The sequence below is a fragment of the Pseudomonas sp. NPDC089406 genome (assembly GCF_044900265.1).
Classification (GTDB): Bacteria; Pseudomonadota; Gammaproteobacteria; order Pseudomonadales; family Pseudomonadaceae; genus Aquipseudomonas; species Aquipseudomonas fakonensis.
In genome coordinates, this window is record NZ_JBJDNC010000010.1 from 73455 (window position 1) to 88021 (window position 14567).

General features: G+C 64.8%; 16 protein-coding genes. 4 read left to right on the forward strand and 12 right to left on the reverse strand.

Annotated elements, in window-relative coordinates:
* Positions 1–360: 360 nt before the first annotated feature.
* On the reverse strand, positions 361–1983 hold the full coding sequence (locus ACI2KK_RS09615; RefSeq protein WP_404668755.1) for a twin-arginine translocation signal domain-containing protein: 1623 nt from the start codon (positions 1981–1983) through the stop codon (positions 361–363).
* Between the two features lie 148 nt (positions 1984–2131).
* Between ACI2KK_RS09615 and ACI2KK_RS09620 the strand changes: the two genes are divergently transcribed.
* Positions 2132–3064 (forward strand): siderophore-interacting protein, encoded by a 933-nt coding sequence (locus ACI2KK_RS09620; protein ID WP_404668756.1) that lies wholly within the window; start codon positions 2132–2134, stop codon positions 3062–3064.
* A 92-nt stretch (positions 3065–3156) separates the two neighbouring features.
* Here the strand turns inward: ACI2KK_RS09620 and ACI2KK_RS09625 are convergent, their stop codons facing one another.
* From ACI2KK_RS09625 to ACI2KK_RS09635, 3 genes are all read right to left on the reverse strand, one after another.
* On the reverse strand, positions 3157–4554 hold the full coding sequence (locus ACI2KK_RS09625; protein ID WP_404668757.1) for an aspartate aminotransferase family protein: 1398 nt from the start codon (positions 4552–4554) through the stop codon (positions 3157–3159).
* A gap of 258 nt (positions 4555–4812) precedes the next feature.
* Positions 4813–6135: an ATP-binding protein gene (locus ACI2KK_RS09630; protein WP_404668758.1), complete on the reverse strand. Its 1323-nt coding sequence runs from the start codon at positions 6133–6135 to the stop codon at positions 4813–4815.
* The gene (locus ACI2KK_RS09635; RefSeq protein ID WP_404668759.1) at positions 6132–6815 is read right to left on the reverse strand and encodes a response regulator; all 684 of its coding nucleotides are present in this window, start codon (positions 6813–6815) and stop codon (positions 6132–6134) included. Before ACI2KK_RS09635 ends, ACI2KK_RS09630 begins: the two co-directional genes overlap by 4 nt.
* A 223-nt stretch (positions 6816–7038) precedes the next feature.
* Here ACI2KK_RS09635 and dsbD point away from each other — a divergent pair, with 223 nt between their 5' ends.
* The 3 genes from dsbD to dsbG are packed head-to-tail and all read left to right on the forward strand — an operon-like array spanning position 7039 to position 10341.
* Complete coding sequence (gene dsbD / locus ACI2KK_RS09640) at positions 7039–8751, forward strand: protein-disulfide reductase DsbD (RefSeq protein ID WP_404668760.1); 1713 nt, start codon at positions 7039–7041, stop codon at positions 8749–8751.
* Positions 8751–9581 (forward strand): prolipoprotein diacylglyceryl transferase family protein, encoded by an 831-nt coding sequence (locus ACI2KK_RS09645; RefSeq protein ID WP_404668761.1) that lies wholly within the window; start codon positions 8751–8753, stop codon positions 9579–9581. Before dsbD ends, ACI2KK_RS09645 begins: the two co-directional genes overlap by 1 nt.
* A gap of 1 nt (position 9582) precedes the next feature.
* Entirely contained in the window at positions 9583–10341 is a 759-nt protein-coding gene (dsbG, locus tag ACI2KK_RS09650; protein ID WP_404668762.1) for a thiol:disulfide interchange protein DsbG, read from the forward strand.
* Positions 10342–11178: 837 nt separating this feature from the next.
* Here the strand turns inward: dsbG and ACI2KK_RS09655 are convergent.
* The 8 genes from ACI2KK_RS09655 to ACI2KK_RS09690 form a co-directional block, all read right to left on the reverse strand.
* Positions 11179–11565: a hypothetical protein gene (locus tag ACI2KK_RS09655; protein WP_404668763.1), complete on the reverse strand. Its 387-nt coding sequence runs from the start codon at positions 11563–11565 to the stop codon at positions 11179–11181.
* Between the two features lie 34 nt (positions 11566–11599).
* Positions 11600–12082, reverse strand: coding sequence for a hypothetical protein (locus ACI2KK_RS09660; protein WP_404668764.1), 483 nt, complete (start codon positions 12080–12082; stop codon positions 11600–11602).
* A complete protein-coding gene (locus tag ACI2KK_RS09665; RefSeq protein WP_404668765.1) occupies positions 12079–12357 on the reverse strand; it encodes a hypothetical protein in 279 nt (92 codons plus the stop codon). The genes ACI2KK_RS09660 and ACI2KK_RS09665 overlap by 4 nt, the downstream gene beginning before the upstream one ends.
* An 81-nt stretch (positions 12358–12438) precedes the next feature.
* Positions 12439–12705 carry a hypothetical protein gene (locus ACI2KK_RS09670; protein WP_404668766.1) on the reverse strand — a complete coding sequence of 89 codons (267 nt, stop codon included), beginning with the start codon at positions 12703–12705 and terminating at the stop codon, positions 12439–12441.
* Between the two features lie 27 nt (positions 12706–12732).
* Positions 12733–13056, reverse strand: a complete 324-nt coding sequence (locus ACI2KK_RS09675; protein WP_404668767.1) for a hypothetical protein — start codon at positions 13054–13056, stop codon at positions 12733–12735.
* Positions 13057–13123: 67 nt separating this feature from the next.
* Positions 13124–13441 (reverse strand): hypothetical protein, encoded by a 318-nt coding sequence (locus tag ACI2KK_RS09680; protein ID WP_404668768.1) that lies wholly within the window; start codon positions 13439–13441, stop codon positions 13124–13126.
* 204 nt (positions 13442–13645) lie between these two features.
* The gene (gene imm45 / locus ACI2KK_RS09685; RefSeq protein ID WP_404668769.1) at positions 13646–13987 is read right to left on the reverse strand and encodes an Imm45 family immunity protein; all 342 of its coding nucleotides are present in this window, start codon (positions 13985–13987) and stop codon (positions 13646–13648) included.
* A gap of 28 nt (positions 13988–14015) precedes the next feature.
* On the reverse strand, positions 14016–14477 hold the full coding sequence (locus ACI2KK_RS09690) for a hypothetical protein (protein ID WP_404668770.1): 462 nt from the start codon (positions 14475–14477) through the stop codon (positions 14016–14018).
* Between the last annotated feature and the right edge of the window lie 90 nt (positions 14478–14567).

Here is a 14567-nt window from a genome sequence, read left to right on the forward strand (position 1 = left end):
GTCAGGGCTGACAGGGGTTCGCCTAGAGCCTTTCGGCGCCTATGAGATCGAGCGCCGCCCGCGCGGCGCTTCGCGGGTAAACCCGCTCCCACAGTTTGTTTCGGGCCAGTTATGCCTGTGCAAGTACCGGCGCCTGCCTTGGTGCATGTCTTGAGCCATGTGGGGCTGCTGCAATGCCCACGCTGAAACCGCGTCGTACAAACAAGGGGGACCCGGTACCAGCACAGGAGAGACTGGCCCGAAATAAACTGTGGGAGCGGGTTTACCCGCGAAGCGCCGCGCGGGCGGCGCTCGGTTTCACAGGCACTGCAAGGCTTTCGCCGAACACCTTGCAGCCCTCACCAAATCCCCGCCAGCCTCTCAAGAAACAATATTCTTCATCGACAAATGCCGCGCATACCAAGGCCGCTGCGGCACCTTGCGCAACAACCCATCGATCTTGCCCTCCTCGCCAAAGGTGATGCGCAAGGCCAGCTTCATCACCTCCACGTCCATCTCCACCGACTTGCCCGGGCGCATGCCCGGCTGCGTGCTGCAGCCGTGGGTGTCCGGCCCCAGCCAGGGGTCGTCCACCTCCACCCAGCGCCCCGGGGCGAACCAGGGCACGCCGTTGACTTCAAGGCGCGTGACCTGCCCTGGGTGGTAGCGTTCCTGGGCACGGAACCAGTCATCGATACGGTCGTCGATCCAGCCATGGAAGGCCCAGAACACCGGGTTGACGTGGGACGAGAACGGGTCGCCGAGAAAGTCGTTTTCACGCCCGAACCAACGCGCGGCGAAGTCCGACGGATCACGGGCGAACGGCACCGGCGCGCCGCTGATGGGGTCGCGCGGCACGCTTGCCCAGCACATGTGCAGCCAGTCGTGCAGGTTCATCTCAAGTTCCGACCCCAGTGCCCCCAAAGACAGCTTCGAGAGGTACAGCGGGTCCTGGTACTGCGACTCCCACACCTGGAAATTGCTGCAGAAAGTCTCGCCGGCCTTGATCGCCCCTACCCACTGCCCATAGGCCTGGTCACCGGGGGCCTGCCAGGGGGGCGGCACGCGGTAGCCGTCGTGGTTGTCGTAGTAGCGGGCAAAGCCTGCGCGGTCAGCTTCCACCGCAGCTTGCGGCAGCGGGAAACGCTGCCAGGACGGCAAATCCTGCAGGGTGCGCGCGTGCATCACCATGTGCCGGTGCATGAACAGAAAATCGATCCCCGAGCCATTGCGGTGCTTGCGCGGCCCGCGGGCATCACGCTCAAGGTCGCGCGGCCCGGGCTGCCAGCCCAGCCCACGCAGGGCATCCTGCTTGCTCGTCGGCAGTTTGTGCCAGCGGTCGCGGGTGGCGTGCCACAGTTGGTGGAACAACCGGTGCTCGGCACTGATCACCCAGGCCAACATCGCCGGTGTATAGGGCAGGCGCTCGCGGGCCTCGGGGAACAGGCGCTTGACCGCGACCAGGCGGCTGTCCTGCAGCACCAATGTCAGCGGCCGGTCCAGCCGCTGCACCCGCACGCTCAAGGTGCCGCTGCCGGCGTTGGCAAATTCGCCCCACACCTCGTCCAGGCTGGCCACGCATTCGTAGACAACGCCACCTTCGCGGCCCACCAGTCGCCAGCGCACCTCGCCGCTGCTGGCACCCACCAGATCGCCCAGCACGCGGTAGGCCGGCTGCGCTTCTGCGCGCAGGGCAACACCGGTATCGACGAACCCGCGCAGGCCACGGCCCTTGGTGGCGATGTCGAGGAACATCTCGACGCCCTGCCCGGGCAGCCCCTCAAGGCCGCCATCGGCACCTTCGAAACGGATATCCCAGACCCCGCGCAGCAGATCCGCCAGTACCTGAGCGTTGTAATCGGCCAGCTCCACGCTGGCCTCACCAGGCGTGACGACATCATCTTCGGGGTCGTGGGTCAGCTCTTTGTGCGCGTAATAGGCCGCCGTGCCGGCAGCGCCCGCCACTGCCAGGCCTGCGATGAAACCTCGTCGGGAAATGGTCATTGCGCCTCGATTCGTCTGTGCTTGCTGCGGCTTCTATCCAAGCTAGGACGTTCGCTGGGCGGGGAAATTTAACCGCGCACGCGGCCCGGCTAATTCAACAGGCCAGGCACTCGTCTGTTGTGTATCCCCCGCTGCCAGAGGCAAGCCCATGACCTCCCTGCTTTCACGCCTGATCCGCCCAAGCAAGGCCACCGCCTACAGCATCTTCGACATCGAGCTCAAGGCCATCGAGCGCCTCAGCCCTTCGCTGTGCCGCTACGTGTTCACCGGTGCCGACGTCGCGCAGATGACCACCCTGGCGCCCGACCAGCGTATCAAGCTGTTCTTCCCCACCCCCGCCGGCACGCCGCCCAACCTGCCCAAGGACGGCCAGTGGCAGCAGGCGCGCCGCGACCTGGCACCCCAGCACACGCCACCGATGCGTACCTACACCATTCGCGCCCTGCGCCGCGAAGCACTGGAGGTGGACGTCGACTTCGTCCTGCACGGGGTGAACGGCCCGGCCTCGGCTTGGGCCACCACGGCCCAGGTGGGTGACCGCCTGCAGATGGTCGCCCCCAACCTGGCTTACCACCGCGACCCCGGTGGCTACGAGTGGAAGCCGCCACACAGCGCCCAGCGCATCCTGCTGGTGGGCGACGAGACCGCGCTGCCGGCAATCGCCGGCATTCTCGAACAACTGGCCGACCACGCGCCGCAGCGCGAGGTGCAGGCGTTCATCGAAGTGCCGCTTGAGAGCGACTGCCTGCCCCTGCGCCACAGCCCCGCCACCCGCCTGCACTGGCTGCCCCGCGACCTGCTGCGCTGCGAACACGGGCAAGGCATGCACCATGCCGTGCACGAGCTGGCCAACCTGCCTGGGGTGCAGGTGGCCAAGTCTGTGGAGCTGGAGGATATCGATATCGACCAGCGCATCCTGTGGGAGCTGGCCAGTGACGCGAAAGGCGACTTCTACGCCTGGATTGCCGGGGAGTCGGGCACGGTGATGGATATTCGCCGCTACCTGATCAAGGAGCGCGGGCTGGCGCGGGAGAGTTTGACCTTGATGGGGTATTGGCGCGCGGGGCGCACCTTTGATTGACCGGCCCGAAAAGCATCGCCGGCAAGCCGGCTCCTACAGAGGGACGTGATCTTCTGTAGGAGCCGGCTTGCCGGCGATAGGGCTGCTGCAGGTTAACCCGCCAGCGCCGCCCGCAGCGCCTCGGCAAAGCGCCCGGCCACTTCGTCGACCTGCTCGGCGCTGATGATCAGCGGCGGCAGGAAGCGCACCACCGCACCATGCCGGCCGCCCAGCTCAAGAATCAAGCCACGGCGCAGGCACTCACGCTGCACCTTCGGCGCCAGGCTGCGGTGGGCCAGCGGGTGCCCCAGGGCGTCCACTTCGCCCGCCGGGTCCACCAGTTCCACACCCAGCATCAGCCCGCGCCCGCGAATGTCACCCAGTTGCGGGTAGTCGCGCTGCAGCGTCTGCAGGTGCCCACGCAGGCGCTGGCCCATGGCTTCGGCGTGCTCGCACAGGCGGTGCTCGACCAGGTACTGCATCACCGCCGAGCCCGCCGCCATGGCCATCTGGTTGCCACGGAAGGTGCCGGCGTGGGCGCCAGGCGTCCACTGGTCGAGCCAGTCGCGGTACACCGTCACCGCCAACGGCAGGCTGCCGCCGATGGCCTTGGACAGGGTCACCACGTCCGGCACGATGCCGGCGTGCTCGAAGGCGAACATCTTGCCGGTACGGGCAAAGCCGCTCTGGATCTCGTCGACGATCAACGCCACGCCGGCCTGCTCGGTGATGCGGCGCAGGCCGCGCAGCCACTCGATGTCAGCCGGGATCACACCGCCCTCGCCCTGCACCACCTCGACGATTACCGCCGCCGGCAGCGCCACACCGGCCTCGGGGTCGTTCAGCAGGTTTTCCAGGTAATGCAGGTTGGCGCGCACGCCGGCCTCGCCGCCCAACCCGAACGGGCAACGGTAGTCATAGGGGTATGGCAAAAACTGCACGCCGCTGCTCAGCAGTGCGCCCAGCGGTTTCTTCGGGCCCAGGCTGCCCATCAGGCTCAGGGCGCCTTGGGTCATACCGTGGTAGCCGCCCTGGAACGCCAGTACGGTGCTGCGCCCGGTGGCGGTGCGCACCAGTTTGAGCGCCGCCTCCACCGCGTCGGTGCCGGTCGGGCCGCAAAACTGGATCTTCGCCTCGCGACGCAGCGCTTCGGGCAGCAGGGCGAACAGGTCCTGGACGAACTGGTCCTTGACCGGGGTGGTCAGGTCCAGGGTGTGCAGCGGCAGCTCGTCGGCCAGCACGCGCTGGATGGCTTCGACCACCACCGGGTGGTTGTGCCCCAGGGCCAGGGTGCCGGCGCCGGCCAGGCAGTCGATGAACTGGCGGCCTTCGACATCTTCCACATGGATGCCCCGGGCGCGCTTGAGCGCCAGCGGGATGCGCCGCGGGTAGCTGCGGGCGTTGGACTCCTGTTGCTGCTGGCGCAGCAGCAGCGGCGAGTCGGCGAATTCGTACAGGGCCTGGGGCTCGTTGGCCGGCAGGGCCCGGGCAAGGCTGGACGCGGTGGACATGGAGAAACCCTCGCAAGCAAGCGGATGTGCCCGCCACGCGTCCTGTAACCGGATGTGTGTCGGGTTGTTATCGCTTGAAAAACGCTTGGGCGAGGTGCGGATTTAGCGCTTGTTGCGGGATTTGTTCACCCAGGCCTGTGCTGCCCTGTAGGAGCCGGCTTGCCGGCGATGGGGCCCGCCCAGGCGGTGCATCACTCGGGCTACCGGCCTCATCGCCGGCAAGCCGGCTCCTACAGGGATCGCACAGGCCTGAAGACTTCAGCCAGCAGTGCGTGCCGGCACCTGCAGACACACCCGCAAGCCATCGGCCTGGCTGTCAAAACGCAGGCTGCCAGCGCAGCGCTGGACGATGGCCTGGACGATGGCCAGGCCCAGGCCGCAGCCACCGCTCTGGCTGTTGCGCCAGAAGCGTTCGGTGAGGTGCGCCAGGTCTTCCTGGCGGATGCCCGGGCCATGGTCGCGCACCACAAAGTCCACCTGGCCATCGAGGGCTTGCACGTCCAGCTCCACCGCCGCATCGCCGCCATGGCGCAGGGCGTTGTCCAGCAGGTTGCGCAGCGCCGCCACCGCCAAGGGCGCCGGCATACCCAGGTACACTCGCGCCGCCTCGTCCGGCAGGTGCAGCAAGATGCGCCGGTTGTCGCCGCCACCGGCATCCTGGATGGCCTGCAACGCCACCTGCTCGGCGCTGCACTGCACCCCGTCATCGAACGACAGGCTGCCCTCCACCCGCGCCAGCATCAGCAACTGCTCCAAGGTGCGGTGCATGCGGTCGGTGCCCTGTTCGGCATGCTCAAGGGCCTGCTCGCGCACCGCGCCGTCGGTCATGCGCGCCACCTGCAGGTGGGTCTTGATCGCGGTCAGCGGGCTGCGCAGCTCGTGGGCGGCGTCATCGGTCAGGCGCCGCTCGCGCTCGATGGTCTGGGCAATGCGCAGGAACAGCTGGTTTTGCGTATCGAGCAGCGGCTGCAGCTCGCTGGGCAGGTTACCCACCTGCAACGGCTCGACGCTGTCGGCGCGCCGGCGACGCAGGGCGTCACGCATGCGGTTGAGCGGCGCCAGGCCCTTGCCCAGGCCGATCCACAACAGCCCCAGGCTGCCGAGCAGCGCCATCAGCACCGGCGCCGAGGCAGCCAGCAGAATCGACTGGTTCAGCGCCTCGCGCTCCATGTGCCGGTCGGCGGTGGTGATACGCACATCATCATGGTTGTAGGTGAAGGTACGCCACGACGCACCGTCGATGGTCTGGTCACGGAAGCCGCTGCGCTGGTCGTCCATGGCGCCGTCGTGCTTGTGGTTGCTGGCAAGGATTTCACCACGCAGCGAGCTGACCTGGCAGGCCATGCCATCCGGCACGCTGAGCTGGTCGGCAGAGAAGTGCGCATCCTCGCCCTTTGCTGCCAGCGGTTGCGGCAACTGGTCGACCAGCCCGGCGACCATGCGCGCCGATGCCACCAGGCGCTGGTCGAGGGAAAACATCATCTGCTGGCGCAGGTCGCGCAGCATCCACGCCGCCGCCAGCACCCAGATGACGATGAAGGCGCTGCCAAGGATCAGCGACAGGCGTACCCGCAGGCTCATGAGGCAGCCTCCCCTGGCGCCTGCGCCGGCCCCAGGCGATAGCCCAGGCCACGCACGGTCTCGACGATACCGTTGCCGAGCTTGCGCCGCAGGTGGTGGATATGCACGTTGAGGGCGTTGCTCTCGACCTCGTCGCTAAAGCCGTACACGCAGTCCTTGAGCTGCTCGCTGGACAGCACCCGGCCAGGGTTCTGCAGCAAGGCCTGCAGCAGTGCCTGCTCGCGCCGCGACAAGTCCACCGGCTGGCCGGCCAGGGTGGCGGCGCAGCTGCTGGGGTCGTAGATCAGCGGGCCATGCTCGATGACGTTCACCGCACGCCCGGCCACCCGGCGCAGCAGGGTGTGCAGGCGCGCGGCCAGCTCGCGCAGGTCGAACGGTTTGAGCAGGTAGTCGTCAGCCCCGGCCTGCAAGCCGTCGACCCGGTCGGTGACCGCATCGCGGGCGGTGAGCACCAGCACCGGCAGGGTCTCGCCTTGCTGGCGCAGGCGGCGCAGCAGTTTCAGGCCGTCTTCGTCGGGCAGGCCGAGGTCGAGGATCATCACGTCGAACTGCGCGGCCTGGAGCATCTGCCGGGCCTGCGAGGCGCTGGCCACCCGGTCCACGGTCAGGCCCTGGGCCGAAAGGCCAGCGCAGATGCCGCTGGCGATCAGGTCGTCATCCTCGCAGAGCAGAACGTGCATGGGGTGGGTCTCCGGGGGTGGGGAAGCTGGCATTGCACAGGGTGGGCATTAAGGGGGGATTATGTACCGTTTCAGGGTGGGTTGGGCATTGTCTTGCGGCAGGCACAAACGCCTCCAGGCGCAGCCTTGAGATAAGATCAAGTCATCCAGGCAGGCCGGTTAACCTTGAGTTAATACCCCCCGGCCAGCATGCCCTCATTCCAAGTTCTGCCAAGGCGTCGACATGCGTGTTTTCCTCCTCCTGCTGACATTCCTGCTCGCCGGCCCGCTCCAGGCCAACCCCTTTGCCGTCAAACCGGACTTTTTGCCGGTCAATGACGCGTTCGTGCTGAGCCACGACCGCCTCCCGGACGGCCAGATGCGCCTGTACTTCCAGATCAAGGACGGCTACTACCTCTACCAGAAGCGCCTGAAATTCGATGGCCTGCCCCCTGAGCAGCACCCGCAACTGCCACAGGCCGAGAACCACCACGACGAATTCTTCGGCGACAGCGCCGTCTACCGCCAGCAGCTCGAGCTGCTGATACCGGCCAACGCCACCGGCGAGCTGCGCCTGGGCTGGCAGGGCTGCGCCGACGCCGGCCTGTGCTACCCGCCGCAAACCACCGCCATCGCCCTGGGCGGCGCGCAGCCGGCAGACGCAACGCTGGCCGGCGACCAGGCCCTGGCCAGCGACCTGCAACACGCAAGCCTGGCCTGGAGCCTGCTGGCGTTCTTCGGTTTGGGCCTGCTGCTGGCCTTCACCCCCTGCTCGCTACCGATGCTGCCGATCCTTGCCGGGCTGGTGCTGGGCAACGGCGCCAGCGCCCGCCGTGGCTGGGTGCTGGCCGGGGTGTACGTGCTGAGCATGGCCCTGGTGTACGCGGCCCTGGGGGTGGTCGCCGCACTGCTGGGCGCCAGCCTGCAAGCCTGGCTGCAGCAACCCTGGTTGCTGGGCAGCCTGGCGGCGCTGTTCGTGCTGCTGGCGCTGCCGATGTTCGGCGCCTTCGAGCTGCAACTGCCCGGCGCCCTGCGCGACCGCCTCGACCGAGCCGGGCGCGGCGCCCGTGGCGGCAACCTGTATGGCGCGGCATTGCTTGGCGCGCTGTCGGGGCTGTTGATGGGCCCGTGCATGACCGCGCCACTGGCCGGCGCGCTGCTGTTCATCGCCCAAAGCGGCGATGTGCTGCAGGGCGCGCTGGTGCTGTTCAGCCTGGGGCTGGGCATGGGCGTGCCGCTGCTGTTGCTGGTCACCCTGGGCAACCGCTACCTGCCGCGCCCCGGCGCCTGGATGAACCTGGTCAAGGGCGTATTCGGCTTCGTGTTCCTGGGCATGGCCCTGTACACCGTGCGCAACCTGCTACCCGCCCCGCTGCTGCTGGCCCTGGCCGGCGCCTGGCTGATCGCCCTGGGCTGGGCCGCCTGGCCGGCCCTGCAGCGCCTGCCGGCCCTGCGCGCCGTGCCGCTACTCGGTGCGCTGTGGGGCGGCCTGCTGCTGGTGGGCGCTGCTGCCGGCGGCAACGACCTGTGGCAACCGCTGCACCCCTTCACCGCCAAAGCCGCTGGCAGCGCCCCCGCTGCCAGCCACGACAACTTCACCACCGTCAGCCCCCCCGCCGCCCTGCAACGTGAACTGGACGCCGCCAAGGCCCGCGGCCAGTGGGTGCTGGTGGACTACTACGCCGACTGGTGCGTGTCGTGCAAGGTCATGGAAAAGCAGGTATTCGCCCGCCCCGACGTGCAGGCCAGCCTTGAAGGCGTGCACCTGCTGCGCCTGGACGTGACCGCCGACACCCCGGCCAGCCGCGAGCTGCTGCAACGCTACCAGGTCCCCGGCCCGCCCAGCCTGGTGTGGGTCGGCCCCGAAGGCGACGAACGCCGCGCCCGGCGCATCACCGGCGAAGTCGACGCTGCGGCCTTCCTGCAGCACTGGGCGCAGACCAGGAGCCAAGGCTGATGCTGACCGTCACCCTCGGGCCCTTGACCATGGCCCTGAACCACCTGCTGCTGCTGGCAGCGCTGGGCATCGCCAGCCTGGTGGGCTGGCGCGTGGCCAAGCGTGGCGGTGAAAACCCCGAGTCGGCGCTGTTCAACTTGTTCCTGCTCGGCCTGCTGTTCGCCCGCCTGGGTTTCGTGCTGGCCTACTGGCCGATGTACCGCGACGACCTGTTGCAGGTCATCGACATTCGCGACGGCGGTTTTTTGCTCTGGGGCGGCCTGTTCGGCGTGGTGCTCGGCACCCTCTGGCAAGGCTGGCGCCGCCCCGGCCTGCGCCGCCCGCTGGGCTGGGCGCTGTGCAGCGGCGCGTTGTTCTGGGTACTGGGCAGCTTTGCCAGCCACCTGTACAGCAAGGGCACGGAGCTGCCGCCACTGAGCCTGCGCGACAGCCGCGGCCAGGCCGTGGCCCTGCACGACTACCGCGGCAAGCCGCTGGTCATCAACATCTGGGCCACCTGGTGCCCGCCGTGCCGGCGCGAAATGCCGGTGCTGCAGCAGGCCCAGCACGACTACCCCCACGTGACCTTCCTGTTCGTCAACCAGGGCGAAACCCCGGAGAATGTCAGCACCTTCATGGCCACCACCGGCCTGATGCTGTCCCACGTGCTGTTCGACGGCAGTGGCGAGCTGGCCCGCAAGGTCGGCTCCATGGCCCTGCCCACCACGCTGTTCTACAACGCTGACGGGCGCCTGGTCGGCAGCCACCTGGGCGAGCTGTCGCGGGCCAGCCTGCGCCACGCCCTGGAACCCTTCGACTCCAACGACGCCCCCGCGCCACAAGGAAACTGACATGCGCCTGACCGCCCTGCTGCCCCTCACCTTCACCCTGCTCGCAAGCCCCCTGCTGCACGCCGAGGACCTGCCCAAGGCCATCCAGCAACTCGAGGCCAAGGGCGCGGTGATCAAGGGCAGCTTCGATGCCCCCAACGGCCTGCGCGGCTACGCCGCCGAGTACCAGAACAACGGCATCGCCCTGTACCTCACCCCCGACGGCAAGCACGTGCTGGTGGGCAGCCTGTTCGACGAACAAGGCCAGGATCTGAGCGCAGAACCCCTGCAAAAGCTGGTGTATGCCCCCATGAGCAAAGCCATCTGGGCGAAGATGGAAAACACCGCCTGGATCGCCGACGGCAAGCCCGACGCGCCGCGCATCGTCTACCTGTTCAGCGACCCCAACTGCCCGTACTGCAACATGTTCTGGCAGCAGGCGCGGCCGTGGGTGGAGTCGGGCAAGGTGCAACTGCGCCATATCATGGTCGGCATCATCCGCGAGGACAGCCCCGGCAAGTCGGCCTCCCTACTGGCCGCGAAAGACCCGGCCAAGGCCTTGCAAGAGCACGAAAAGGCCGGCAAGGCCAGCACCCTCAAGGCGCTGGACAAGGTGCCGGAGGCGGTGCAGAAGAAGCTCGATACCAACCTGGCCCTGATGGAGGAGCTGGGGTTGGCCGCCACACCGGCGATCTTCTACCAGGATGAGCATGGCCAGTTGCAGAGCCAGCAAGGTGCGCCACGGCCGGAGATGCTCGGGAAGATTCTCGGCAAGCGTTGAGAGATTTGACGAAAGGGCTTTGGCGCCTGAAGAACCGAGCGCCGCCCGCGCGGCGCATCGCCGGCAAGCCGGCTCCTATGGAACAAATCACAACTCGTTGATTTAACGAAGATTCTGTGGGAGCGGCTTTAGCCGCGAACACCGGCGAAGCCGGTGCCATCTGACGCGGCGCCTGCTTCGCGGCTAAAGCCGCTCCCACAGGTACGGCGCTTGGTTCGGGCTTCGCGCGATCCTGTAGGAGCCGGCTTGTCCGGCGATCACCGGCACAGTCGGTGCCAGCATTCGCCTCTGCCGGCCCTATCGCCGGCAAGCCGGCTCCTACAGAGGGCGCGGGCGCGCTTGCGGCCGCAGTTCCCTGCGCGACAGCGCGGCGCCAAGGCGGCGTGTGGGCTCTCATAGAACTGCACATAACTTATTGATTTAGCGGGAACCTGTGGGAGCGGGCTTGTCGGGGTGCCGAACCACCGCGAAGCAGGCGACGCGGTGTCTGGCACCGGCTTCGCCGGTGTTCGCGGGCAAGCCCGCTCCCACAGGGGCCGCGGCGGGTTCGTGCCCAGTTCTCTACGCGACAGCGCAGCCCGCAGGGCTGCGTAATCTCCTGCAGATCTGTTTCGGGCCAATCTGTCTTGTGCCGTTACCGGGGTACGCCTTGTTTGTACGACGCAGTTCAATCGTGGGGGGCAGGCGCGGGCACCCTCATTGGCATAATTGGCCCGAAATAAATGTAGGAGCCGGCTTGCCGGCGATGCGCCGCGCGGGCGGCGCTCAGTCTGATAGACGCTGAAAGGCTTTCGGCGAACTCCTCGAGACCCTCACCGGCCACTGTGAAAGCTGCTCTCAACCGCCCATTTTGCACGCCTTCAAGCGCCTGATCTCAGGCGTCAAGGCGAAGCATTCTTCCAGCACCTCCCCTTCCATGGCCCAGTAGGCAATGAGGTCGCCATTTGCCAGGGCATCATCGAACAGCGCGCTCAATACCCTGACCAAAGGTTCATCCGCCGGGCTGCCCCCTGCAGACACCAGGTCGTTGCAGACATCCAACGCCAAGGTCATCAACTCATGTTGCCCTTGCGGGGAATAGCCGCCCATCAAATAAGCCGCCAGGTACTTTTCCAGCCATGCCGTGGTGCGGTATTGCTCCGGCAGTTCGTACGCCCAGTCCTGGGTATATCGATCACCGGGCGGCAGGCCGAGATCGCGACGCAACCGGGTAACATCACTCATGTGCGATTCCTTGCATTCCGTTGAAGTGCGATGGCTAACCCCTGAGGTAGTGCAGCGTCACATCGTGCTCGTTGTCGTTCACACACAGCACGGCCTCGGGCGACTCGATAGCAAGTGACAGATCGCAGCTCGAGTGACTGGCCAGGTAACGCTGCAGAAACAAGTCGAAATCACTGCCTTGCAGCGCTACGCCCACCACGCCTTCGTACACCACCCAACCAGAAAACGCCTCTGTCAGCCCGGTCAGCGCAATGATTGCGCGCTGCAACGCAGCAGGCGCCACGGGATGTGCCAAGCGCGCCTGCAGGCCCACATCTTCAAATGAGCGCATACGCGCCAGAGCCAGCCGCTGCCATGCCAGCGTTTCATCGTCGAGCAAGACAACCTGATAGGCATCAACGCCCTCCAGCGTCGAGGCATAGCGTCGCGCCTTGCTGATCAGTAATCTTTCGCTCAACGAATCTCGGCCCACGATGAGCGCGTCTTCATTCTGCGGGGTATCTGACGGCTCGCTCATCGATCCCCATATACACGGACGACTTGCCGGGTGCCTGCATCGATGTCCACATGTACCCCACCCATTTCGGCGGCGGTTGCCGTCATCCAGTTCTGCGCCGTGACCTCCTCGGCATAGAAACTGACGGTGTAGTACTGCACCCCGTCGCGCTCGTGCAGTACATCTTCGAACGCGATGTTGAAATTCTCCACGTCATACTTGCCCGAGCTGACCAGATCACTCGCACGTACCGCTTCGATTGCCTTGAACAGGAACGGGGTATATTTTTTGTCCAACCTGAACCTGTTCATAGGCCGGCCTTTACTGGTAACGACGCTCTACTCACCACTCTCTCCTCCTCAACTAGCTGCCGCCTATCAACGCCTACCCATCGCGTTGAGAAACGCATCGAAGCCAGACTTGAGCTGCGAGGTATCATCAAACTCGACTCGCGTCTCCAACACAAAGCGCTCACTCTCCAAATCCATGACCTCGGCCACAAAACTACCCTGCTCCCACACCGTGAACCGAGCCAGGAATCGCTCGTCAGCCACCTCGGCAACGATACTGTTGCTCCCCTGCTTCGACACCTCGACCGTCAGGTCGTCCAGAGACGTCAGGTAGTGTTCGAAAGCCAGAAGCATTTGCTCACCCTCCCCCATTGGACTCCCTCAAGGCGCGTATGGATGGTGACAGTACTGCGTTACCAGCCGCCTGACGTCGTTATCATAGGCACCGCCATTATCGCGCTCCGAACACTCGATTTTTTGCTCAATCAGCTGCTTGTAGGTTTCCGGCAATACGGAAAATACCTTGGCCCAGTCATCGGCATTGCCATGCATCGCCAGAAGCTTGTCCAGCGATGTATTGATCAACGGGCTGGCGGCATAGAGCAGTGACTCGGATTCACGACAGTCGAACTTCAAATACAAGAGCGCCTTGATCAAGGCGTTTGCCTCTTCCCTGGTCAACACTCCGACACCCTCGTCACTCATGAATCACACCCTCTGGAAACCATCTGGGCGACAGCCCAGGTAAACCCGCGCATTGCCAGGGCTCGGGCTACTTCAAGTGGATATAGCTGATAGCCTTCAAGCGGCCCTTTACCAAGTCGTATTCCTTGACGGTATCGACAAACGCAAGGAGTCCGGCATGGGCTACCTCCTCAAGCGAGGCCGGCCTGATTTCGCCCTTCAATGAAAAACCGCACGCGCTGGCAAAGTCCCCGACCTCATCAATCACCCGCCAGAAAACAGCATATTCCTGGCAGTAGAAGTAAATCTTCTCGTCATGCAGTTCGGGAATCACGCAAAACTCGACACCATCACTCTGGCGCTCGAACGCTCCGGCATCCCTGTGGACGAAATACACCTGCTTCATATCAGCGCCTCACGCGGCCATCACGCTAGTTGATCGCATGCCTATCGATGCTGCCCCTCATTAGGGTTTGTACGAAAAGTCGCCGAGCGGCGATCAGGCAAGGCGAAAACAGGCGAGGAAGCGGAGTTTACGGGTTGTAAATGAGCATTCCGAGCCTGTTTTCAACGCAGCATGATCGTCGCGCAGGCACTTTTCGTACAAAGCCTAGGAGCCTCCAGGCAAATCGGCCAAGACAGGCACCGAGTAGTGACGTAACAACCACACATCGACAACGTCACTTTCTGGATAAACCCAGGTGCTCCAGTTGCTGACCAGCCATTCATGCCGCACCCCCACTGACTGTGCCGACTCGCATTCCCTGGGCAAACGTACCAGCAGCAGACCTGCCTTGTGACCGGTAGTGACCACAAGACCAAACTGGGAGAAATCATCCGGCATGCTGACCAGCAGCAGATCGACAACGGCTTCATACGGCCACTGCGCCGCAAATCTGAATACGCAGCCATTGCCGAGATCGCCTGCTTGCCATTCGATAAGTCTTTCCATTGACCACTCCGCGTTGGATCAAAGCCCGTCAGACGAAGCTGAATGAAAAGTCTCTGAACGTCACTTCTAACGTGGCATCTTCAAAAATTATTTCGTGATGAAAGACGCCTTCCTCCAGCAGCAGCATTTCATCAATAAGCAAGTCACCATGGGTGGCTTGCCCTGCGGGCCAGACTGTCTTTCTTTTCTGTAACGCGTAGCGTGTGACGCCGATGTAACGCAGCTCGAGCGGGTTGCCATAGGCGCCCAGCAAGTAGAGCGTCAGCCCGCAAGAAAACGCCTCACCGTCGTCATGCTCATCCACCACCATCCGTTGAAGCTTTGCATCGTGCAAACATCGTTGATCGCGCGGGGAGTAATGCCACTCAGCACTCATGAACTCAAAAATATGCAAAGGCAATTGCGCCTTGACACTTTCTACGTAGGCGGGATAGGCACTGCTATCCAACAGATAGCCATCTTCTTGCACAGCGAACTTGATAATTTCCATACTTAGTAGATCCCGCCCAGCCTTATACAAACGTCACCAATTAATCACCTGAAGCTAGCGCCTGAGGTAGTGCAACGTTACATCATACCT

Excerpts from the sequence above, each read along its gene's own strand:
- ACI2KK_RS09660 (WP_404668764.1), bottom strand. The coding sequence starts at position 12,082 with ATGAGCGAGCCGTCAGATACCCCGCAGAATGAAGACGCGCTCATCGTG.
- ACI2KK_RS09625 (WP_404668757.1), bottom strand. The coding sequence starts at position 4,554 with ATGTCCACCGCGTCCAGCCTTGCCCGGGCCCTGCCGGCCAACGAGCCC.
- ACI2KK_RS09655 (WP_404668763.1), bottom strand. The coding sequence starts at position 11,565 with ATGAGTGATGTTACCCGGTTGCGTCGCGATCTCGGCCTGCCGCCCGGT.
- ACI2KK_RS09630 (WP_404668758.1), bottom strand. The coding sequence starts at position 6,135 with ATGAGCCTGCGGGTACGCCTGTCGCTGATCCTTGGCAGCGCCTTCATC.
- ACI2KK_RS09645 (WP_404668761.1), top strand. The coding sequence starts at position 8,751 with ATGCTGACCGTCACCCTCGGGCCCTTGACCATGGCCCTGAACCACCTG.
- ACI2KK_RS09675 (WP_404668767.1), bottom strand. The coding sequence starts at position 13,056 with ATGAGTGACGAGGGTGTCGGAGTGTTGACCAGGGAAGAGGCAAACGCC.
- ACI2KK_RS09680 (WP_404668768.1), bottom strand. The coding sequence starts at position 13,441 with ATGAAGCAGGTGTATTTCGTCCACAGGGATGCCGGAGCGTTCGAGCGC.
- imm45 (WP_404668769.1), bottom strand. The coding sequence starts at position 13,987 with ATGGAAAGACTTATCGAATGGCAAGCAGGCGATCTCGGCAATGGCTGC.
- ACI2KK_RS09690 (WP_404668770.1), bottom strand. The coding sequence starts at position 14,477 with ATGGAAATTATCAAGTTCGCTGTGCAAGAAGATGGCTATCTGTTGGAT.
- ACI2KK_RS09620 (WP_404668756.1), top strand. The coding sequence starts at position 2,132 with ATGACCTCCCTGCTTTCACGCCTGATCCGCCCAAGCAAGGCCACCGCC.
- dsbD (WP_404668760.1), top strand. The coding sequence starts at position 7,039 with ATGCGTGTTTTCCTCCTCCTGCTGACATTCCTGCTCGCCGGCCCGCTC.
- ACI2KK_RS09670 (WP_404668766.1), bottom strand. The coding sequence starts at position 12,705 with ATGCTTCTGGCTTTCGAACACTACCTGACGTCTCTGGACGACCTGACG.
- ACI2KK_RS09615 (WP_404668755.1), bottom strand. The coding sequence starts at position 1,983 with ATGACCATTTCCCGACGAGGTTTCATCGCAGGCCTGGCAGTGGCGGGC.
- ACI2KK_RS09635 (WP_404668759.1), bottom strand. The coding sequence starts at position 6,815 with ATGCACGTTCTGCTCTGCGAGGATGACGACCTGATCGCCAGCGGCATC.
- dsbG (WP_404668762.1), top strand. The coding sequence starts at position 9,583 with ATGCGCCTGACCGCCCTGCTGCCCCTCACCTTCACCCTGCTCGCAAGC.